This window comes from Frigoribacterium sp. CFBP 8759 (assembly GCF_014841655.1).
Taxonomy (GTDB): Bacteria; Actinomycetota; Actinomycetes; order Actinomycetales; family Microbacteriaceae; genus Frigoribacterium.
Window position 1 is genome coordinate 92,968 of the sequence record NZ_JACYUH010000003.1, and the last position, 18,981, is coordinate 111,948.

The window sequence follows — 18,981 nt, forward strand, 5'->3', positions numbered from 1 at the left end:
GGTGCCCTGATGGCGAACACACCGATCGTGCCGACGCTCGGTCGCCGCACCCCGACCGGCCCCGCGCGCAGGCGCGGTGCCGGCGGGGCCGCGACACGGCCCGGCATCAACCTCTTCTACCTCCCGGCCGTGCTGTTGCTCGGGGCGTTCACCGCGTACCCGCTCGTCCGCGGGGTCATGCTGTCGTTCCAGAACTGGGACGGCTACTCGCCGACGATGACCTTCACCGGTCTCGACAACTACGCGCGCCTCCTGACCGACGAGGTGTTCCGCAGCTCGCTGCTCAACACGTTCGTGTACGGCTTCGGGTCGACCATCGTGCAGCAGGCGCTCGGCCTGGGCCTCGCGCTCGCACTCGACCGTGCACTCCGCGGGCGCAACGTGATGCGCGCCATCATCTACCTGCCCGTGCTCGTCTCGCCCGTGATCATGGGCACGATGTACTACCTGCTCTTCCAGTACAACGAGGGCACGTTGAACGACGTCGTCATCGCGTTCGGCGGTGAACGGCAGGCCTGGCTGGCCGACACGACGACGTCCATCGTCCTGATCGTGCTGGTCAACTCGCTGCAGTTCGCCGGCATCTCGATGATCATCTACCTGGCCGGGCTGCAGTCGATCCCGACGATGTACCACGAGGCCGCGATGCTCGACGGCGCCGGTGGCTGGAAGCGCTTCGTGCACGTCACGCTGCCGCTGCTGCAACCGGCCTTCGCGACGAGCATCGTGCTGAACCTGATCGGTGGGCTCAAGCTCTTCGACGTCATCCAGGTGCTCACGGGCGGAGGGCCGGGCTACGCGACGAACTCGGTCTCGACCCTGATCGGCAAGGCGTACTTCGACAACCAGAGCGCCGGCTACGCCTCGGCGATGGGGGTCGCGCTGTTCCTCGTGATCGTCGTCTTCACCCTCGTGCTCAACACGATCCTCAATCGCCGCCGACTGGAGGCCTGACGTGACCACCCTCGACACCGCCGTCGTCCCCGACGAGGCGAACCGTGCCTCCTCGTCCGACGACCGCAACCGCAACCGCAACCGCAACCGCAACCGCGGCGATCCCGGCACCGAGCCCCGCGACACGGCCCGGTCCCGTACGGCGGGCCGGCGCACCCCGGCCGCACGCCTCGGCGTGATCGCCCTGGGCATCGGGCTCGTGCTGATGTGCCTCGTCCAGCTGCTGCCGTTCTGGATCGCAGTGACCACCGCGCTGCGTTCGCCCGGCGACCCCGCGATCCAGTTCGCCCTGCCCCTCTCCCGGCTGACCGTCGACAACTTCGTCACTGCGGCGGTCGACGGTGGCATCCTCCGAGCCATCGGCAACAGCGCGATCGTCACGCTCGCGTCGACGGCGATCACCTGCCTGCTCGGTGCGTTCGCGGCCTACCCGCTGGCGCGCCGGTCGACCCGCGGCAACAAGCTCGTCTTCGCCTGCATCGTGGCGTTGATCATGGTGCCGCCGCTCAGCATCCTCGTACCGCTGTACTCGTTCTTGACGCAGCTCGGGGCGACAAATACGTACTGGGGCGTCATCCTCGTGATGGTGACGACGCAGCTGCCGTTGGCGATCTTCCTCTACGCGGCGTTCATCCGGTCGATCCCGGAGTCGCTCGAGGAGGCGGCCGCGCTCGACGGGGCCTCGACCCTGCAGGTGTTCACACAGGTCGTGCTGCCCCTGCTCAAGCCGGTCACCGCGACGGTCGTGATCTTGACCAGCGTCAACGTCTGGAACGAGTTCGCGCTCTCGGGCTACCTGCTGACCGATCCCGCGGTGCGGACCATCGCACCGGCGATCGCGGCGTTCTTCGGCCAGCAGAGCAGCAATCTCGGGGCGGCGGCAGCGGCCTCCCTCATGGCGGTCGTCCCCGTGCTGGTCGCCTACCTGTTCCTCCAGCGCTTCTTCATCAAGGGCATGGTGGCGGGCGCCGAGAAGTAGACCCCGGACGCAGGAGGCGCGGACCGGTCGTCGAGACCGGCCCGCGCCTCCTGCGTCAGGCGTCGGGTCCGCTCAGCCCGTGTTCTGCAGCCCGGCGGCGATCCCGTTGACGCTCAGCAGCAGGAGGCGGTGGTCGGCGTCCGCCGGGTCGCCTCCGCCCGCGACGCGGATCGCCCGCAGGGCGCGCAGCTGCAGCAGGGAGAGCGCGTCGACGTAGGGTGACCGCAGCCGCACCGCGCGGCTGAGCACCGGGCGGCCGTCGAGCACCTCGCCGTGGCCGCTGACCGCGAGCACCCACTTGCGCGTGCGGGCCATCTCGTCGAGGACGCGTCCGGCGAGGTCGTCGCGGTCGGCCAGCGCCAGGTACTCGCGGGCGATGTGCTCGTCGGTCTTGGCGAGCGACATCTCGACGTTCTTGATCATCGCCGAGAAGAGCGGCCAGGTCGCGTAGGCCTCACGGAGCAGGTCGAGGTCGCCCACGGCCTCGAGGGCCGACCCCAGGCCGTACCAGCCGGCGAGGTTGATGCGGGCCTGCGTCCAGGCGAAGACCCAGGGGATCGCCCGCAGGTCCTCGAGGGACTCGACCGAGAGGCCTCGACGGGCGGGACGGGAACCCAGCGCGAGCAGTCCGACCTCCTCCATCGGGGTGACGGCCGCGAACCACGAGGCGAAGCCGTCGGCCTTGACGAGGCCGAAGAACGCCTCGCGCGAGGCGACGTCCATCGTCGAGGCGACCTCGGCGAACCGCGTGGCGGCCGTCGCGTTGGCCTGCTCGTTCGACGGGCTCGAGGCCAGCAACGTGGCCGCGGCCATCTGCTCGACGTGCCGGGCGGCGATGGTCTTGTTGCCGTACTGGGCGAAGATGACCTCGCCCTGCTCGGTGATCTTGAAGCGACCGTCGACCGATGCCGGCGGCTGAGCCAGCACGGCCTCGTTCGCCGGTCCGCCGCCGCGGCCGAGGGCGCCGCCGCGACCGTGGAACAGCGTCAGCTCGATGTCGTTCTCGGCGGCCCAGTCGGCGATGCGGGCCTGGGCGGAGTAGAGCGCGAAGGTCGCCGAGACGGGCCCGACGTCCTTCGACGAGTCCGAGTAGCCCAGCATGACCTCGAGGCGGCGACCGGTCGCCGCGAGGCGCTTCTGCACCGCCTCGGTCTGCAGGGCCTCGTCGAGGATGCGCGTGCTGGCCTCGAGGTCGGCGAACGTCTCGAACAGCGGGATCACGTCGAGCACGGGTGCGGGCTCGTCGCCCATCGCGCGCTCGGCGAGCTCGTAGACGGTGGCCAGGTCGGCCGACGACTGCGTGAACGACACGATGTAGCGCGACGCGGCCCGCACGCCGTAGCGCTTCTGCAGGTCGGCGATCGTGCGGAACACCGCGAGCACCTCGTCGGTCGTCTCGCTGCGTGTAGGAGGAGCGGCGTCGGACCCGGCGTCGCCGCCGCTGGACTGCTCCCCGCCCGCCACCGGGTCGGCCGCCCGGAGCTCGGCGAGGGCCGTGCGGTGCACCTGCGAGTGCTGGCGCACCTCGAGCTCGGCGAGGTGGAAGCCGAACGTCTCGACCTGCCAGACGAGGCCCTGCAGGTCGCCGTTGGCGCTGCGGTGGGCGCCGGCCGCGCGCAGCGACTGCTGCACGACGCGCAGGTCGGCGAGCAACTCGTCGGGGTGGCCGTAGGCGAGCGGGGCCCCTTCGCGACGGGTGGCGTCGATGCGGGCCGCGACGAACATGAGCACCCGGCGGTGCAACTCGTGGGGCGAGCGCACGCCGATGCGGGACGCGACGTCCGCGTCCATCCGGCGCTGCGCCTCCGCGAGGGACACCAGCTCGGCGGAGGCCGGGGTCTCGGCCTCGTCGAGGGTCAGGGTGCCGCCGATGCGGGTGGTCGCGCGGTGCAGCCCCAGCAGCACGTGCTCGGCGGCGATGTCGGCGGCGGCCCGGGTGACCTCGGCGGTCACGTGCGGGTTGCCGTCGCGGTCTCCGCCGATCCAGGTGCCGAGGCGCATGAAGGCGGGGGCGACGGCGGGTTCGCGGCCGGCGGCGTCCCCGAGCAGGCGGTCGTCGAGCAGGCGGTAGACCTGCGGCACGATCTCGAAGAGCGTCTGGTCGAAGATGCTCATGGCCGTGCGGACCTCGTCGAGCGGGGTGGGCCGCGTGGTACGGATCGGCGAGGTGCGCCAGAGCGTGTCGACCTCCTCGAGGAGGCGGCGTTCGGCCTCGGCCACGGCCACGTCGTTCTCGAGCCGGTCGCGGTCGGTCATCAGGTCGCTGATCCGACGGATGCTCGACGCGACCGCACGGCGGCGGGCCTCGGTCGGGTGCGCGGTGAGCACGGGGTGGAAGCGCAGCGCGTCGAGTCGCTTGGAGGCCTCCTCGGCCCCGACCTCCTCGGTGAGCTGGCGCAGCGTGGCCGAGACCGAGTCGCCCGCGGCGCTCGCCTCGCTGCCGCGGCGGCGCAGCACGCGGACGCGGTGGTGTTCTTCCGCGAGGTTGCTGAGGTGGAAGTAGCAGGTGAAGGCGCGGGCGACCTGCTCGGCCAGCCCCTGGTCGAGGGCGTCGACCAGGTGCTGGGCGTCGTCGAGGCTCGCGCCGTCGGCTCCCTCGTAGGCGGCGATGACGGCGGCCCGGACGTCCTCGACGGCCTGGAAGAGTTCGTCGCCGCCGGATTCGCGCAGCACCCGGCCGAGCAGGCTGCCGAGGTAGCTGACGTCCTGACGGAGGCTGCCGTCGACGGCGCCGCTGATGTCGTCACGGCTGCCGTCGTGTCGTCGTGTGGTCTCGATGTCGGTCACCGCACCATCTTGGACGACCCGGGCGCTCCATGACGCCACGATGTGGTCACGCCGCCAGGTTTTCTCGTGGCGCGGTGCCCACATCGTGGCGTCGTGACCCGCGACACGGCGCGATCCGGCTCACGTCGCGGCCCAGAGCGCCCGGTAGTACGCCGTGCGGACGGGGTCGTCGGCGACGCCGTACGCGTCGAGGAAGGTCTGCTCGAAGCCGGGGCCGTGGTTCCAGCCGAGGCTCATCGTCGCGACGGCGAGGTCGGCCCAGCGGTCGGCGACGCCGAGGGCGTCGAAGTCGACGTGCCCCGACCAGAGGCCGTCGTCGCCGATCAGCGTGTTGGGCACGCACGGGTCGCCGTGGCAGACGACGAGGAGGTCGACGGGCGGCGGGTCGCCGAGGTCAGGAGGCGCGGCGCGCGCCTTCTCGCTGGTCGCGATCCGGTCGTCCACCGACCAGCTGAACGGGCACTCGTCGACCGGCAACGCGTCGTGCAGTCGCCTCAGCCCCCGTCCCGCCTCGCGCACGGCGGTCGCCGGGTCCGCGGCCCGGAGCAGGTCGACGGCGCTGCGCCCGGGCACGCCCGCCGTGACGAGGTACTCGCCCGCGTCGTCCCCGCCGATCTCGAGCACGCGGGGGGCGGGGGTGAAGTCGACGACCCAGCGCAGCCGCATCTCCTCGGCGTGCAGGTCGAGGCCGCTGCCGTGCGGGGCCCACTTCGCGAAGCGCCGGGTCGTGCCCTCGCCCAGGCGGTAGGTGGTGCCGCCGGCCTCGTTGCGCCACACCGCGGTGATGGCGTCGCCGCGCGCGGCCGTGACCACCGCCTCCGGCACCTCGGCGTCGGGGTCGGGCCGGTTCTGCGTCCACATGCCCCGAGTCTCGCACCCGCCACGGCACCCGCACCCGCCCCGGGCACGACGGAGCGGGCCGCCCCCGGAGGGACGGCCCGCTCTGTCGTGGTGCGGGGGAGCTGCTTACGCGCGGCTGCCCTTGCGGCCGGTGATGAAGCCCCAGATGACGAGGACGACGAGCGCACCGAGGATCGCGATGATCCAGCTCTGGATGCTGAAGAAGCCGTCGTAGCCGACGTTGAAGACGGCTCCGCCGATCCAGCCACCGATGAGGGCGCCGATGACACCGAGGATCAGGGTGGCGATCCAGCCGCCGCCCTGACGGCCGGGGAGGATGAGCTTGGCGATGGCGCCGGCGATCAGGCCGAGGAGGATGAAGGCGAGGAAGCCCATGATGTGGTCCTTTTCGTTGGTGCGCGGAGTGCGCGGGTGCTGCTGAGACGGTCGGGGTCGGGTGCGTGTCAGCGGGGTCTGGGTGACGACCGCATGCGAAGAGGCCCGTGAGAAGGTCGTCCTCTCGGGCCCCAGCGGTCGAGAGGACTAGTGCGCGGCCTTGCGGGCCTTCTTCACCGCGGCCTTGCGGGCCTTGGTGACGTCCTTCTTGGCCTGGGCACGCGCCTTCTTCACCTTGGGGTCGTTCCAGAACGAGCCGAAGAAGTTGCTGATCTCCTTGTAGCGGCCCTTCCCGGCCTTGGCGCCGTAGGTGTACGCGAGGAACGCGATGAGGGCGATGACGAGGTACTTGAAGCGCATGTGGTGGTCCTCCCGGTGGGACGTTCTTGTCGTTCGGGGGTGACGCTATTCCTCCTGGGAGTTCTCTGTTACAAATCGGATTGGTGGGAAGTTCCCGGTGTTCGCTTTTGTCCCCTCCCTCGCCGGGCTCAACCCCGACACACCCCCGCCGCACGACCGAAACACCCCGGCAACACCTCCTGGCTAGCGTCGAGCCATGGGTGAGCTCTTCGAGGGATACGCGACCACCACGGGTGCCGCGGCCCGGGCGACCGGCGCCCGCCCGCCGGCCGCCGCGTGGGACGAGATGTTCGAGCGCGACGGCACGCCCCGTCGGGCGTACCACGAGATCCACGCGACCCTCGAGGGCATGACGCAGGACGACCTGCGCGGCCGTACCGCGGCGCTGGCCGACTCGTACCTGGCGCAGGGCGTCACCTTCGACTTCGCCGGCGAGGAGCGGCCGTTCCCGCTCGACGCCGTGCCCCGGGTCGTCGAGCACGCCGAGTGGACCACCGTCGAGCGCGGCATCAAGCAACGGGTCAAGGCCCTCGAGGCGTTCCTCGCCGACGTCTACGGCCCGCAGACCGCCATCGCCGACGGGGTCATCCCCGCGAGCCTCATCACGAGCTCGAGCCACTTCCACCGGCAGGCGAGCGGCATCGACCCGGCCAACGGCGTGCGCATCCAGGTCAGCGGAATCGACCTGGTCCGGGACGAGGCCGGAGCCTGGCGCGTGCTCGAGGACAACGTGCGCGTGCCGAGCGGCGTCAGCTACGTCATCTCGAACCGTCGCGTCATGGCGCAGACGCTGCCCGAGCTGTTCGTCTCGATGCGCGTGCGGCCGGTGGGCGACTATCCCAACCGGCTGCTCGCCGCCCTCAAGAAGAGTGCCCCGTCGGGAGTCGACGAACCGACCGTCGTCGTACTGACCCCCGGGGTGTTCAACTCGGCCTACTACGAGCACACGCTGCTCGCCCGCCTGATGGGCGTCGAGCTGGTCGAGGGCCGCGACCTCTACTGCTCCGGCGGCCGGGTCTTCATGCGGACCACCGGCGGGCCCGAACGCGTCGACGTGATCTACCGCCGCGTCGACGACGAGTTCCTCGACCCGCTGCAGTTCCGGGCCGACTCCGTGCTCGGCTCGCCGGGCCTCCTGATGGCCGCCCGTCTCGGCACGGTGACGATCGCGAACGCGGTGGGCAACGGCGTCGCTGACGACAAGCTCGTCTACACCTACCTGCCCGAGCTGATCCGTTACTACCTGGGCGAGGACGCCCTGCTGCCGAACGTGCACACCTGGCGGCTCGAGGACCCCGGAGCCCTCGACGAGGTGCTCGACCGGCTCGACGAGCTCGTCGTGAAGCCCGTGGACGGTTCGGGCGGCAAGGGCCTCGTCGTCGGCCCGGCGGCCAGCCGCCGCGAGCTCGACGACCTGCGCACCCAGCTGCGACGCGACCCCCGCGGCTGGATCGCGCAACCCGTGGTGCAGCTCAGCACGATCCCGACCCTGGTCGACGACGGACTCCGCCCCCGGCACGCCGACCTGCGGCCCTTCGCCGTGCACGACGGCGACGACGTCTGGGTGCTGCCCGGCGGCCTGACCCGGGTCGCGCTGCCCGAGGGCCAGCTCGTCGTCAACAGCAGCCAGGGCGGCGGCTCGAAGGACACCTGGATCGTCGGCGGCGACGTCAACGCCTGGGCCGGTCACGACGTCAGCGCCCTGATCGCCGAGCAGACGACCCCGACGCAGTCGCTCCCGATCATCACCCCCGAGCAGGTCGCCGCGGCCGCGGCCTCGGCGGCCGACCACAGTCCCGACCACGCGCCCCAGGACGACCCCCGCAACGACCAGCAGGCGCAACAGCAACAGACGAAGGAGGGGCGGGTCGGGTCACGAAGCCGACCCGCGCCTCCTGCGTCCCGCGTTCCCGACCACGGAACGACCCCGACCGAAGGGCCATCATGCTGAGCCGCATCGCCGAGAGCCTGTTCTGGATCGGCCGCTACATCGAGCGGTCGGACGGCACGGCCCGCATCCTCGACGTGCACCTGCAGCTGCTGCTCGAGGACCCCTGGATCGAGGAGGACGTCGCCTGTCGCAGCCTGCTCGCCGTGATGGGCAGCGACGCCCCCGAGGGCGATCTCGCCCGCAGCGACGTCCTGTCGATGCTCGCGGTCGACCGGCACAACCCGGCGTCGATCGCCTACTCGCTCGGCGCCGCCCGCGAGAACGCCCGCCGGGCCCGCGAGATCGTGTCGACCGAGCTGTGGGAGTGTCTCAACACGACGCGCGCCCGCATGCCGCGCAAGGTCGCCGACGACAAGGTGCACGAGTTCTTCGCCTGGGTGCGCGAACGCAGCGCGCTCGCCGTCGGGATCATCGAGAGCGCGACGAGCCGCGACGAGGTGTGGCAGTTCTTCACCCTCGGCCGGTCGATCGAGCGGGCCGACATGACCGCGCGCCTGCTCGCGACCCGCACGCTCACCGAGGCGTCGGGCCCGTCGTGGACGACGATCCTGCGGTCGTGCGGCGCGTACGAGGCCTACCTGCGCACCTACCGGGGCGTGCCGAGCGCCCGCAACGCGGCCGAGTTCCTCCTGCTCGACCGGCTGTTCCCGCGCAGCGTGCTCTTCGCGATCAGCCGGGCCGAGGCCTGTCTGCGCGAGGTCGAGCCGACGACCCACCGGGTCGCGGCCTCCGACAGCGGGGTGCGCATCCTCGGGCAGATGCGCAGCGAGCTCGAGTTCCGGCCGATCGGCGACATCCTCGACGACCTGCCCGGGCAGATGGACACCGTGCAGGCCGCGACGAGCGCCGCGTCCGAGGCGATCAGGCAGCGGTACTTCCCGACGAGCGCCGCGCCCACCTGGGTGGGGGAGCGATCGTGAGCCGCCTGCGCATCCGGCACGTCACGGGCTTCTCGTACCAGGGCGAGGCCGTCGCGAGCTACAACGAGGCACGCATGCTGCCGGCGCACACCGAGGGCCAGTTCGTGCTCTCGTCGCACCTGCGCATCGAGCCGGTCGCCGCCTCCCACGAGTACGTCGACTACTGGGGCACGCGGGTGTCGTCGTTCGAGGTGCTGCTGCCGCACCGGCAGCTATCGCTGACCGCGACGTCGCTCGTCGAGGTGCGGCCGCAGGCGCATCCGTCCGAGACGATCTCGTGGGACGACCTGGCGGCGGTCGCGGGGGCCAGCACGTCGTTCGTCGAACACCTCGAGCAGACGCCCCTCACCGCGCCTCCGGCCGACCTGGCCGCGGTCGGAACCGAGGCACGGGCGACCCACGCCGATCCGTGCGCCGCCGCGATGGCGATCTGCGAGACGGTCGGAGGCGCGGTCCGGTACCTGCCCGGCGTCACGAACGTGAAGACCACGGCCGCCGAGTCGTGGGCCGCCCGGGCCGGCGTCTGCCAGGACATCGCCCACGTCACGGTCGGTGCGCTGCGGGCGGCGGGCATCCCGGCGCGCTACGTCAGCGGCTACCTGCACCCGAAGCCCTCGGCCGAGCTGCGCGAGACCGTCACGGGCGAGTCCCACGCCTGGGTCGAGTTCTTCTGCGGCACCTGGCACGGCTACGACCCCACCAACCTGATCGACATCGGCGAAAGGCACGTGGTCGTCGGCCAGGGCCGCGACTACCGCGACGTGCCGCCGCTGCGCGGGGTCTACGCGGGGTCGTCGAACAGCGAGCTCTTCGTCACGGTCGAGATCACCCGCGAGGCCTAGGCCCGCCCGGCGCCGGTCAGCAGGCCGTGTAGGCGTGGGCCGGGTCGTCGGCCGGCACCAGGTCGTGGTCGCGCACGATGGTCGAGGGGGCCGGGTCGAGTCCGGTGACGCGGGCGCACACGTCGGCGACCGAGCCGCGCAGGTCGTCGGTGTACTCGACGTCGAACACGAGCCCGCCGTAGACGTCCGTGAAGGCGTCGCACTCGTCGTAGCGGTCGCACTCCTCGGTGACGGCGAAGTCGTAGCCGACCTCGTCGCGGCCCCGGGCACCGAGGTCGGCGGTGTTCTTCTGCGCCGTCGCCAGCCCGGCCGCGTGGGCCCGCGCGACGAGCAGCGTCGCGAAGGCGACCGCGTCGTCCTCACCGAAGGCGTCGTCCGACCGCGTCCACGAGTCGAGGTTGTCGAACTCGACCGCCTGGTAGCCCGAGGCGGCGCAGCCGTCGATCGTCGACGCCTGGCGCTCCGCCACGGCCTGCCGGTTCGCCTCCGAGGACAGGTCGAACAGGTGCTCGTCCGGCCAGCCGGGGTCGACCAGCGGTTCGCCGTCGGACGTCCGCACGAGCAGCTCGTCCGGCCACTCGGCGCCCGGTTGGGTCTGGAACCCGTTGACGTAGCAGATGCCGTAGACGTCGTCGGCGGGGTCGTCGGTGCTGTCGCGGGCGACGACCGTGGCTCCGTCGGGGATCGGCGACGCGCCTCCCAGTTGGTAGTCGAAGCGGGCGCCCTCGGGCGGCAGCACGACGCCGTCGGCCGTCGCGGCCCCCGAGGCCCCCACCGCGGACGTGGAGGCGCGCTCGGGTCGTTCACCGGCCCCGGCGTCGACGCCCGTGCAGCCCGTCACGACCAGCGCGATGCCGACGAGTCCGACGAGTCCGAGGCGTGTGCGCATGCGGCGAGCCTAGGTGAGTCGAGCGACCGGGCCGACCGTCAGGCGGTGTGCGACAGCGGCGCGGACTCGCGCTCGCCGACCGCGGCCTCGGCGGGGGTGGCCCCCGCGGTGACCACCGCGGCGGTGGGCGACGTGGCTGGCGCGGCGGGGGTGCGGCGCGAGGTCAGGAAGTCGAGGCGCGCCGCTTCGCGGGCCAGTTCGCGGTCGTGCTCCGCCTGTCGGGCGGCGGCGCGGGCGTCCGCCAGGCTGCGCGCGTTCTCACGGGCCCTGGCTGCGGCGGCGGAGGAGGCGCGTCGTGCGGTCGCCCCCGTGGCCCGGGCGGCGACGACGGCACCGGCCGCGGTGGCCCGGCTGCCGTGACGCACGCCGTCCCAGGTCGAGCGGGCGGCCGGTCGGGTGCGCGTCGCGACGGTGGTGCCGGTCGTGCGGAACCAGGCGACGACGACCGGGGTGGTGCGTCGGACCCATGCGACCACGGCCCGGGAGGCGCGACGGACGGCCCGTGCCGTGGCCCGACCGGCCCGGGCCAGGGCGTCACCCGTGGCGCGCACGGCGGCCGCGACCCGGGTGGCGGCGGACGACAGCACGGGACGCAGGCGTTCGGCGAGGGTCGGCCCGGCGGGAGCCTGCTCGGGCACGGCGGAGCGGGTGGACGCGGTCTCGACGGGCGTGCCCGTGGCGGAGGCGATCGCCGGCGTCGGCGTGGCGGCGAGGACGGGGGCGGACGCGACCACGGGGGCGGCCGTCGGCCGTCCTGCGGACAGGACCCGCGCCTCCTGGGTGGTCGGTCGGACCGGGGCCGGCGTCGTCTCGCGGACGGCCTCGTGCTCGAGAGGGTGCTCCGGCTCGTCGCGCGGCAGGGCACCGAGCACCCGGTCGGTCAGCCCGACGAGGGCGAGGGCCACGCCGCCGACGACGAGGGCGGCACCGAGCAGCCAGATCGCGATGGTGACGAAGTCGAGGTCGCCGATGGGCAGGAAACCGCCGGCGAAGAGCCCGACCGTGGCCAGGCGGAAGGTGGCGGCGAGGACGAGCGCCGCGCCCGAGACCAGCATCGCGAGGGCGACCCAGCCCGTGACTGCTGCCTTGCCCATGCGACACCTCCTGAGGATGGAGCGCGCGTCGCGGTCGGGCCCGCGCGGACGTCCCCTGCGAATGTAACCCGGAGGAGGGCTCGGGCGTAACCCGCAGCGGTGGACGCGCCGTTCCCGGGCGATGCTCGGCTCCTGCGGGGGCTTCTCGGATGCGGGCCCGGGATGATCGCTCGCATGGCCAACTTCGACCGTCTCCTGGGTGCCGCCGCGCGTGCGCTCGGCAACTCCTCTTCTTCTTCGTCCGGCCGCGGTGGCGCGTCCGGCGGTTCCACCGACTGGCGTGACGTGGTGCGCAAGGTCTCCGACAAGGTGACCGGCGACGACCGCCAGGGCGGGCAGCCGCAGCAGGGCGGCCGCCAGCCCCAGCGCGACGGGTACGGGGCGCCGCAGCGGGGTGTCGGGCGCCCGGCCACCGGGGGCCACGCCCCCCAGGGGTCCGCCGCGGACCGCGCGGCCCTCGCCAAGTACGACTACCTGCTGCAGACCGCCCCGCCGCAGCAGCTCGAGCAGGTCCACCGCGACGCCTTCGAGCGCCTCACCCCCGAGCAGCGTCAGCAGGTGCTCGCCCGCCTGAGCGCCGAGGTGCCCGCGGGCGAGCGTCCCGCGTCGAGCGCCCCGGCCGACCTCGCCCGGGCGGCGACCCGTGGCGAGACCGCACACCCCGGCCTGATGAAGCGCGTGCTCGGCAGCACGGGGGGCAAGGTCGCGGCAGGTGCCGCGGTCGGCGCCGGAGTGGCGGGGGTCGCGGGCCTCGCGGTCGCCGTGGCCGGGGCGGCCGCCGTCAGCAGCGTCGCCCTGCCCCTGCTGTCCGACGCCGTGACGTCGGGCATCGACTTCGACCAGCTGACCAACGGCTTCGGCTTCGAGGGGCTGGACGGCCTGACCGCGGGCGGCGAGGAGTACCTCGGCGGACTCGGCGAGCAGGTCGGCGGACTCGGCGAGCAGGTGGGTGGGCTGGGCGACCAGCTCGGCAACCTCGGCGAGGGCTTCCAGATCCCCGGCCTCGGCAACCTCTTCGACCGCTGACCGCGCGGCTCGCGCCCGCTCGGCTCGCGCCCGCTCGGCTCGCGCCCGCGCGGCCCGTGTCCCGAGACCCCAGGATCTCGCCGAGACCCTCGCGCGCGCGGGGGGTCCGGCCCGGTCACCGAACTCGGCAAGTACGCCGACGCCGCCGACGAGATCGAGACGCTGGGAGCAGGACGATGACCAAAGCGGAAGAGCTGCGAGCACGAGCTGCCCGCGCAACGGAGAGAGCCGCATCGACGACGCCCGAGCAGAGCCAGCCCGGAGCGCCCGCCGCCGAGGCGACGTCAGCACCCCGGCCGAACGTCATTCGAGCCAAGCCCGTACGCATCACCGCAGACCTGTCACCCCAGGTCTACCGAGGCCTCGTCGACTACGCCGCAGGCCTCGCAGAGGCTCAGGGCCGAGTGTGTGTCGTGCACGTGCACGTTACCCGTGCCCTCGTTGCAGAGCTGCTGGAAAACGACGAGCTGCAAGGGGCCATCGCCCGCCGCGTCCGCGCGCAGCTCGACGACTAGACCGTCCGTAGTTCAGTAATTACGGATGCACGCTACTGGCCGCCCAGTCCTTCAAGGTCCGTGACCCAGCGCTCTGCGCCGCTCGAGCGCCACTCGACGGCCCGGTAAGCCTCGTCTCTCAGGCGCTCGTCTGCTTCTGGGACGGGGTCGTGGTGGAGATCGCGGGTCGGCAAGATGACAGTGGTGGACTCGCCGGTTTCCGGTGCGAGAGTCAAGAGCCATGCACCGACCCCGCTGGACGATCCGACCGGGAAATCACGGTAGATATAGGCACTCTCAGCCAGCGAGGTCACGGCCAGCACAGTACGGCCTCGCCGGCCCTCGTTCATGGAACACGGCTGTGAGATCAGGCGTCGGCGCGGGGGAGTGTCACGGCTGAATCGACCGCGGCCGGGTGCCGCTCGAGCGCCCGGTAGACCGTCGCCCGCCCCACGCCGAGCAGTTCCACCAGCTCGGCGACCGTGTGGTCACCGGCGCGGTGGATCGCCACCATGTGCCGCTCTTGCGCGGGAGAGAGCTTGGACTTTCGGTCCTTGAGCTTCCCCCGCACCTTCGCCGTGGCCATGCCCTCGCGCGTGCGCGCTCGGATAAGGTCGGACTCGAACTCGGCCACCATCCCCAGGACGACAAAGAGCAATTGCCCGACGGGGTCGGTCGGGTCGTAGACCGACCCTCCGAGGGTCAGCCGCACCTGCCGGCGCGTCAGCTCTTCAGCGATGTCGGTTGCGTCTCGCAGCGATCGCGCGAGGCGAACGAGCTTCGTCACGCCCAGGGTGTCGCCCTGCCGGCAGGCCGCCAGAGCCTCTCGGAGCCCAGGCTGCTCCCTATTAGTCCCTGTCAGGCCGCGGTCGCTGTAGATCGGTTCCGGCGGCACTCCCAGCGCGCAGGCGGCGTCCCGCTGCGCGGTGAGGTCCTGGGTGTCGATGGAGACGCGGGCGTAGCCGATGAGGGTCCCGGTGGTCTTCAGCCTCACAGAGGGTGCCGTCACCGGAACCTATTTCGGACGGCCTATCTGAGACAGCAATACGCCCGGAGGTCCGGGGGAGTGGTCGCAGCCGCAGAACGTCCGATGAACGATCGCCGAAGCGAGAGGGAGCTCGTAGCGCAGGCTACGGGCTCCCTCTAAGCCATCTCAGGGCGAATGGACCAGTCGATAAACCAGCAATGCCAAGCTGCTCCGCCTCATTAGGGTCGGTAGTCATCTCGCTTCTCGGCCCCGATGTACATACCTGGGTGTGCTCGATTGCCGCCTAGAACGCCTATGGCAGTCAGGCCAACACTGAGGCTTGCGATGAGGATTTTCACCAAACAAATGAGAAGGGGCTTTACGCGAATCGACATTTGAGCAACTGCTTTCCTAGTACTTGTTGGAGCAAGTTGTTGGACGAATCTTCTGTGGCCGGATGTGCCGCCTCGAATATGCGTTGCCTCTAGCTGCTACGGCATCCTTAGCCGAAAGTATCCGAGTCGGGCGCGGGGCAGGTCTTGTCGACTCGTTCCGCTTCGGCGTCCGTCAGCCCTTGACTGGACGCTGATCCAGCGCTCGGGAACCAGCCCTGGTGGGGCCAGGTCGACGCGAACTCCTCGCGAGTCATGCTCGGCTCGGTTGACGGGGCGCCAAGCGCCTCGAAGCACGGCAGCTGGAACATGGTCTGGTAGTCGTACAACCACGCCGCTTGCTCGACCGTGAGCGTCTCAGTGACGGGGCTCGGGTACATGACGTTGCAGCGGTAGCTGGCGAGTTCGGCCTGCTCGCGCTGCGGCCCGCTGTCGGGCATCTCGAACGAATAGCCCTGCGAGGTCGAGCCGTCCTTACCTCTCCCGACGTCGTCGACCACGGGCAGGCCGGCCTCGCGGAGGCACGCGATGAGCGGGTCGAGGTCGCCGCCCTCGATCTCGTGGACCAGGGCGACCTCGGGTCGGACCGCGTCGGGGAATTGCTTTGTCACCTGGTCCCAACGCTGGTCGGTGGCCTTCTGCCGCAGTTCGGCGAGGCGGGCTGGGTCCGGCGGCCCCGAGGTGGGGGGCGCACCGAGCTCGTTGAGGACGGCTTGCCGGTCCGGCACCTCGGTTCCGTTCGTCGCGGTGCCGGTCGGGGCCGGTGGCCCGCCCATCTCGCTGCTAATCCCGGCACACCCGGTCAGCAGCAGCGCAACCGCCGCCACGGCGACCCCCGCCGTAAATCTCCTCATGGGCCACATTGTAAGAGGATTCCTCAAACAGGACATCAAGACGTGATTTAGAACACCACCAGGCGGTGGCTTATCGGAGTGCCAGGGGCGCACAAATTGGACCAGGCATCAGCGTTTGCGGCAGGGCGACGACAGGCCGCCAACTCGTGGCAGCTCTGAAGACCCCTTGAGCTGGCTGCGTCAGCACATGCCGCTGCGGGCGAGGTCCCTGACATTCTTAGGGAAGCCGCTCTGCGGGCGCCCGTTACGCGGTCGTCATCCGGTCGCGTAGAAATTCAAGGGCGCAGCCACGGCCGCCGTGAACTATGGATACTCTCTGGCCGAAAGGGCTGGAGCAACCATTTCGGAGGGATAAGCCCGTGTACGCAGCTGGTGCAAATGGTTGGTGGCCCATCGCCGTCGCCTTAGTCACGATTGTCTTCATCGCCGTGTTGGTCATCCAGCATCGCAAGAAGAAGTAGGCCGGCAGGAAAGGGCGGGTCTGGTTTCGGCTAGGCCCGCTTTGCTGTTCCGTCAATCCACGAGTTGATGCGTCGCGCGACTTCGTGCCCTCTGCCTGCAGGGCGACGAGATGTTGGCTGCATAAAGCTCAGCATGAGGGCCAGCACGGGTGTGGAGTGTCCCAGGCCCAGCTCATCCGTCCACTCGAGATATGCGTGCCCTCGCAACAACCTGACGTGCTCCCGATTGATACGAGTCGTTCGGAACAGGCCACGGATGACAGCTTCGTCGTCAGAAAGAGTGATGGATAGTTGCACGAGGCGAACAACTAACACGATGCATGCGCCTGCTAGAGCACCGAACGTGATTTGCCCGGGAAGCCCAGAAATGAAGATGGTCGTGCCCCCGAAAACAACGACCATCCCGGCCGCCAGAAGGCCGTAAAACGCTCTTGCCGCTGGGTCTAGGGAGATGATCTCGGGTGCCGGCACGTCCCCAACTATGCGGTACGGCCGCGACGCGCAGACCGACAATGCGCCGCATGCGTCGGAATACCCGCACCTCGAATGTGCACCAGGGTCTCTCCGTTTCGATTTCAGTGTCCGATAGGCGGTCGTTCATCGGGACACCTGCCCCGGCCGTTCTTGGTCGGCTGAGACCAAGTAGCTCCTGGCCTGCGGATTCGCGTATGCCTGTCCCGCAAAAATGCCCGGTGACGGGGGTTTAAACGCTACAGTCGGCGGATGCTCATCGGATACGCGCGTGTGTCGACCTCTGGACAGGATCTCGCAGCACAACGTGACGGTCCTAAAGCACTCGGTGTTGACGATGAACGCGTTCATGTTGACCACGGCTTGTCGGGCACGACTCGAGCGCGGCCCGGCCTCCGAGAAGCATTGGCTGCGTGCCGCACCGGCGATGTCCTGGTCGTCACGAAGCTCGACCGTCTCGCCCGGTCGCTGCGAGACGCCACCGACATCGCCGACGAGTTAATGAAGAAGGGCGTCGCCTTGAACCTCGGGGGAGCGGTCTACGACCCCACCGACCCCGTCGGCAGGCTCTTGTTCAACGTCCTCGGCATGGTCGCCGAGTTCGAGGCCGACCTCATCCGCGCCCGTACCCGTGAAGGGATGGCGATCGCCAAGGCCGCCGGCAAGCTCCGCGGCCGCAAACCGAAGCTGACCGCTTCGCAGGAGAAGCATCTCGTGCAGCTGCACCGCACCGGCGAGCACACCACAAGCGAGATCGCCGAGCTGTTCGGGGTCGCGCGTTCGACTGTCTACCGGGCAATTCAGCGCGCCGACCAGGCGCCACTTTGAGGGCTTGCGCCAGCTGCTTTTCTGAAGAAGAGCGACGACGAAGATCGGGTCACGTACTCACGGCGGCCGCACTCTTCTTGCTGGCAGGGTTCACCCTGATAGCAGTGCGACGCCGACGGGCAGGCCACGACCATGAAGCCTGAGCAACCGGACAGCCCATCGCGACGGCGACGCATCTACGCAAGCGTTGCGGTGGGTTGCATCCTCAGCGTCGTCCTCGGGGCCGCCCTCGTTCGGGTAGCCCTGAACGCCCTGGACGCCAAGCCGTACGCCGGGGCGGCGACCGAGGACGCCTATCTCGTGGTCGCGATCGTCGCCCTTCTCATCTGGTGGGGAGGCACAGCGGCATGCATCGTCATCGGTCGCGTGCGTTTGCGCAGTTTGACCACGATCGGCACGCAGCGGAGCGCGCCTAAGGCGGACTCTCGCCCACCGACTTGAACTTGAATCTGTCTCGAGCCTGATGGTTAACTGAAAACCAATCGAGGGGATGATGATGGAAGACACTGCTGCACGATCAGGGTGGACGCGGTTCTGGGAACGGGGTCGTTGGTGGAAGGCGCTGATCCTCGCCGTCGGCTACCTCGCCATCTACGAACCGGCATCGCTCCTCATGGCACCCTTCGTGCCATTCATCGGCGACGCTGGATCAGCCAGCTATGTCCTCGTCCTTATCGTCGTCCCGGTCCTGATCGGCAGCCTCATCCTGATCGGCTTCGGTGCCAGCCTCGGCTGGCTGCGAGGCCTCTTCGCACGGCAGGACGTCCCCGGCCGAGGCTGGATGTGGATCGCCATCGCCGTCGTGCTGCTCTTCAACGTGTTGCGCTTCGCGAGCATCGACTACGACGCTGCAGGCTTCGACTGGGTCGCCGCGTGGCTCTTGGCAGGACTGGTTATCGGCTTCTCCGAAGAAGTGCTGACTCGTGGATACGTGGTACGCATCATGCGCTCGGCCGGCCGTTCCGAGATCGCCGTCGGGCTCGTCTCCGCTGCGTTGTTCTCGTTACTGCACGCGACCAACCTCTTCACCGGTCAGCCCTTCATCTCCACCATGCTGCAGATGCTCTACACATTCTTCTTCGGCCTCTGCATGTACCTCGCCCTCCGGGTGACGGGAACAATCATCGCTCCGATCCTGCTTCACGCGAGCACAGACCCGAGCATCTTCATGCAGGGCACATACCCCCTGCAGGGCGGCCTTGGGTCCCTGGCTCAGCTTGGCAACATCGTGGTCGTCCTCGTCGGCGTCGTGCTGCTCGTCGTCTTCCTCGTGACGGAGCGCCGTGCGGCACATCACGGGCAGCAGGTGGTCTAGCGGTCTACCTCGGTCGATCACCGATGGTGATGTGCCCAGCGACCTCATCCCGAAAGACGACTGTGTTCGCCGCAGATACCGTCATCACCGGATGTGGAGAGCAAGAGCGTGCAGTCGATCGCAGTGGCGTTTGGATCAACCCGCCGCTCGACCTCCTCGAT

The 18,981-nt window shown here is 70.1% G+C and carries 18 protein-coding genes; 9 read left to right on the forward strand and 9 right to left on the reverse strand.

Annotation, left to right across the window (positions count from 1 at the left end; genetic code table 11):
• The first annotated feature begins 9 nt into the window (after window positions 1-9).
• Both IFT79_RS10495 and IFT79_RS10500 read left to right on the forward strand, forming a co-directional pair.
• Window positions 10-954, forward strand: coding sequence for a carbohydrate ABC transporter permease (locus tag IFT79_RS10495; RefSeq protein ID WP_192124104.1), 945 nt, complete (start codon window positions 10-12; stop codon window positions 952-954).
• Window position 955: 1 nt separating this feature from the next.
• Window positions 956-1,933 carry an ABC transporter permease subunit gene (locus IFT79_RS10500; protein WP_199859668.1) on the forward strand — a complete coding sequence of 326 codons (978 nt, stop codon included), beginning with the start codon at window positions 956-958 and terminating at the stop codon, window positions 1,931-1,933.
• A gap of 72 nt (window positions 1,934-2,005) precedes the next feature.
• On the opposite strand, the gene IFT79_RS10505 is transcribed toward IFT79_RS10500, so the two are convergent.
• The 4 genes from IFT79_RS10505 to IFT79_RS10520 all read right to left on the reverse strand — a co-directional run bounded on the left by IFT79_RS10505 (window position 2,006) and on the right by IFT79_RS10520 (window position 6,316).
• Window positions 2,006-4,720 (reverse strand): phosphoenolpyruvate carboxylase, encoded by a 2,715-nt coding sequence (locus tag IFT79_RS10505; protein ID WP_446718859.1) that lies wholly within the window; start codon window positions 4,718-4,720, stop codon window positions 2,006-2,008.
• 120 nt (window positions 4,721-4,840) lie between these two features.
• Window positions 4,841-5,581: an aminoglycoside 3'-phosphotransferase gene (locus IFT79_RS10510; protein ID WP_192124108.1), complete on the reverse strand. Its 741-nt coding sequence runs from the start codon at window positions 5,579-5,581 to the stop codon at window positions 4,841-4,843.
• 105 nt (window positions 5,582-5,686) lie between these two features.
• Window positions 5,687-5,956: a GlsB/YeaQ/YmgE family stress response membrane protein gene (locus IFT79_RS10515; RefSeq protein ID WP_043595797.1), complete on the reverse strand. Its 270-nt coding sequence runs from the start codon at window positions 5,954-5,956 to the stop codon at window positions 5,687-5,689.
• Between the two features lie 147 nt (window positions 5,957-6,103).
• Window positions 6,104-6,316, reverse strand: a complete 213-nt coding sequence (locus IFT79_RS10520) for a hypothetical protein (protein WP_056049364.1) — start codon at window positions 6,314-6,316, stop codon at window positions 6,104-6,106.
• A gap of 196 nt (window positions 6,317-6,512) precedes the next feature.
• Here IFT79_RS10520 and IFT79_RS10525 point away from each other — a divergent pair, with 196 nt between their 5' ends.
• The 3 genes from IFT79_RS10525 to IFT79_RS10535 are packed head-to-tail and all read left to right on the forward strand — an operon-like array spanning window position 6,513 to window position 10,029.
• Entirely contained in the window at window positions 6,513-8,267 is a 1,755-nt protein-coding gene (locus IFT79_RS10525; RefSeq protein WP_159825860.1) for a circularly permuted type 2 ATP-grasp protein, read from the forward strand.
• Window positions 8,261-9,187, forward strand: a complete 927-nt coding sequence (locus IFT79_RS10530; RefSeq protein ID WP_056049358.1) for an alpha-E domain-containing protein — start codon at window positions 8,261-8,263, stop codon at window positions 9,185-9,187. Before IFT79_RS10525 ends, IFT79_RS10530 begins: the two co-directional genes overlap by 7 nt.
• Complete coding sequence (locus tag IFT79_RS10535; RefSeq protein ID WP_056049355.1) at window positions 9,184-10,029, forward strand: transglutaminase family protein; 846 nt, start codon at window positions 9,184-9,186, stop codon at window positions 10,027-10,029. Before IFT79_RS10530 ends, IFT79_RS10535 begins: the two co-directional genes overlap by 4 nt.
• A 16-nt stretch (window positions 10,030-10,045) precedes the next feature.
• Here IFT79_RS10535 and IFT79_RS10540 read toward each other — a convergent pair whose 3' ends face one another.
• On the reverse strand, window positions 10,046-10,918 hold the full coding sequence (locus IFT79_RS10540; protein WP_123572112.1) for an endo alpha-1,4 polygalactosaminidase: 873 nt from the start codon (window positions 10,916-10,918) through the stop codon (window positions 10,046-10,048).
• A 38-nt stretch (window positions 10,919-10,956) separates the two neighbouring features.
• Window positions 10,957-12,012, reverse strand: coding sequence for a hypothetical protein (locus IFT79_RS10545; RefSeq protein WP_123572113.1), 1,056 nt, complete (start codon window positions 12,010-12,012; stop codon window positions 10,957-10,959).
• A gap of 174 nt (window positions 12,013-12,186) precedes the next feature.
• Here IFT79_RS10545 and IFT79_RS10550 point away from each other — a divergent pair, with 174 nt between their 5' ends.
• Entirely contained in the window at window positions 12,187-13,038 is an 852-nt protein-coding gene (locus tag IFT79_RS10550) for a cation-transporting ATPase (protein WP_123572114.1), read from the forward strand.
• A 176-nt stretch (window positions 13,039-13,214) separates the two neighbouring features.
• Entirely contained in the window at window positions 13,215-13,553 is a 339-nt protein-coding gene (locus IFT79_RS10555; protein WP_148053743.1) for a DUF2274 domain-containing protein, read from the forward strand.
• Between the two features lie 32 nt (window positions 13,554-13,585).
• On the opposite strand, the gene IFT79_RS10560 is transcribed toward IFT79_RS10555, so the two are convergent.
• From IFT79_RS10560 to IFT79_RS10570, 3 genes are all read right to left on the reverse strand, one after another.
• On the reverse strand, window positions 13,586-13,846 hold the full coding sequence (locus IFT79_RS10560) for a hypothetical protein (RefSeq protein ID WP_192124109.1): 261 nt from the start codon (window positions 13,844-13,846) through the stop codon (window positions 13,586-13,588).
• A gap of 53 nt (window positions 13,847-13,899) precedes the next feature.
• On the reverse strand, window positions 13,900-14,526 hold the full coding sequence (locus tag IFT79_RS10565; protein WP_233568558.1) for a recombinase family protein: 627 nt from the start codon (window positions 14,524-14,526) through the stop codon (window positions 13,900-13,902).
• 475 nt (window positions 14,527-15,001) lie between these two features.
• The gene (locus IFT79_RS10570) at window positions 15,002-15,745 is read right to left on the reverse strand and encodes a hypothetical protein (protein ID WP_192124110.1); all 744 of its coding nucleotides are present in this window, start codon (window positions 15,743-15,745) and stop codon (window positions 15,002-15,004) included.
• Window positions 15,746-16,929: 1,184 nt separating this feature from the next.
• Between IFT79_RS10570 and IFT79_RS10575 the strand changes: the two genes are divergently transcribed.
• The gene (locus IFT79_RS10575) at window positions 16,930-17,505 is read left to right on the forward strand and encodes a recombinase family protein (RefSeq protein WP_192124111.1); all 576 of its coding nucleotides are present in this window, start codon (window positions 16,930-16,932) and stop codon (window positions 17,503-17,505) included.
• A 496-nt stretch (window positions 17,506-18,001) separates the two neighbouring features.
• A complete protein-coding gene (locus tag IFT79_RS10580; RefSeq protein ID WP_043595650.1) occupies window positions 18,002-18,820 on the forward strand; it encodes a CPBP family intramembrane glutamic endopeptidase in 819 nt (272 codons plus the stop codon).
• Window positions 18,821-18,981: the final 161 nt, after the last annotated feature.

Excerpts from the sequence above, each read along its gene's own strand:
- IFT79_RS10495 (WP_192124104.1), top strand. The coding sequence starts at position 10 with ATGGCGAACACACCGATCGTGCCGACGCTCGGTCGCCGCACCCCGACC.
- IFT79_RS10510 (WP_192124108.1), bottom strand. The coding sequence starts at position 5,581 with ATGTGGACGCAGAACCGGCCCGACCCCGACGCCGAGGTGCCGGAGGCG.
- IFT79_RS10515 (WP_043595797.1), bottom strand. The coding sequence starts at position 5,956 with ATGGGCTTCCTCGCCTTCATCCTCCTCGGCCTGATCGCCGGCGCCATC.
- IFT79_RS10520 (WP_056049364.1), bottom strand. The coding sequence starts at position 6,316 with ATGCGCTTCAAGTACCTCGTCATCGCCCTCATCGCGTTCCTCGCGTAC.
- IFT79_RS10525 (WP_159825860.1), top strand. The coding sequence starts at position 6,513 with ATGGGTGAGCTCTTCGAGGGATACGCGACCACCACGGGTGCCGCGGCC.
- IFT79_RS10530 (WP_056049358.1), top strand. The coding sequence starts at position 8,261 with ATGCTGAGCCGCATCGCCGAGAGCCTGTTCTGGATCGGCCGCTACATC.
- IFT79_RS10540 (WP_123572112.1), bottom strand. The coding sequence starts at position 10,918 with ATGCGCACACGCCTCGGACTCGTCGGACTCGTCGGCATCGCGCTGGTC.
- IFT79_RS10545 (WP_123572113.1), bottom strand. The coding sequence starts at position 12,012 with ATGGGCAAGGCAGCAGTCACGGGCTGGGTCGCCCTCGCGATGCTGGTC.
- IFT79_RS10550 (WP_123572114.1), top strand. The coding sequence starts at position 12,187 with ATGGCCAACTTCGACCGTCTCCTGGGTGCCGCCGCGCGTGCGCTCGGC.
- IFT79_RS10555 (WP_148053743.1), top strand. The coding sequence starts at position 13,215 with ATGACCAAAGCGGAAGAGCTGCGAGCACGAGCTGCCCGCGCAACGGAG.
- IFT79_RS10570 (WP_192124110.1), bottom strand. The coding sequence starts at position 15,745 with ATGAGGAGATTTACGGCGGGGGTCGCCGTGGCGGCGGTTGCGCTGCTG.
- IFT79_RS10575 (WP_192124111.1), top strand. The coding sequence starts at position 16,930 with ATGCTCATCGGATACGCGCGTGTGTCGACCTCTGGACAGGATCTCGCA.
- IFT79_RS10580 (WP_043595650.1), top strand. The coding sequence starts at position 18,002 with ATGGAAGACACTGCTGCACGATCAGGGTGGACGCGGTTCTGGGAACGG.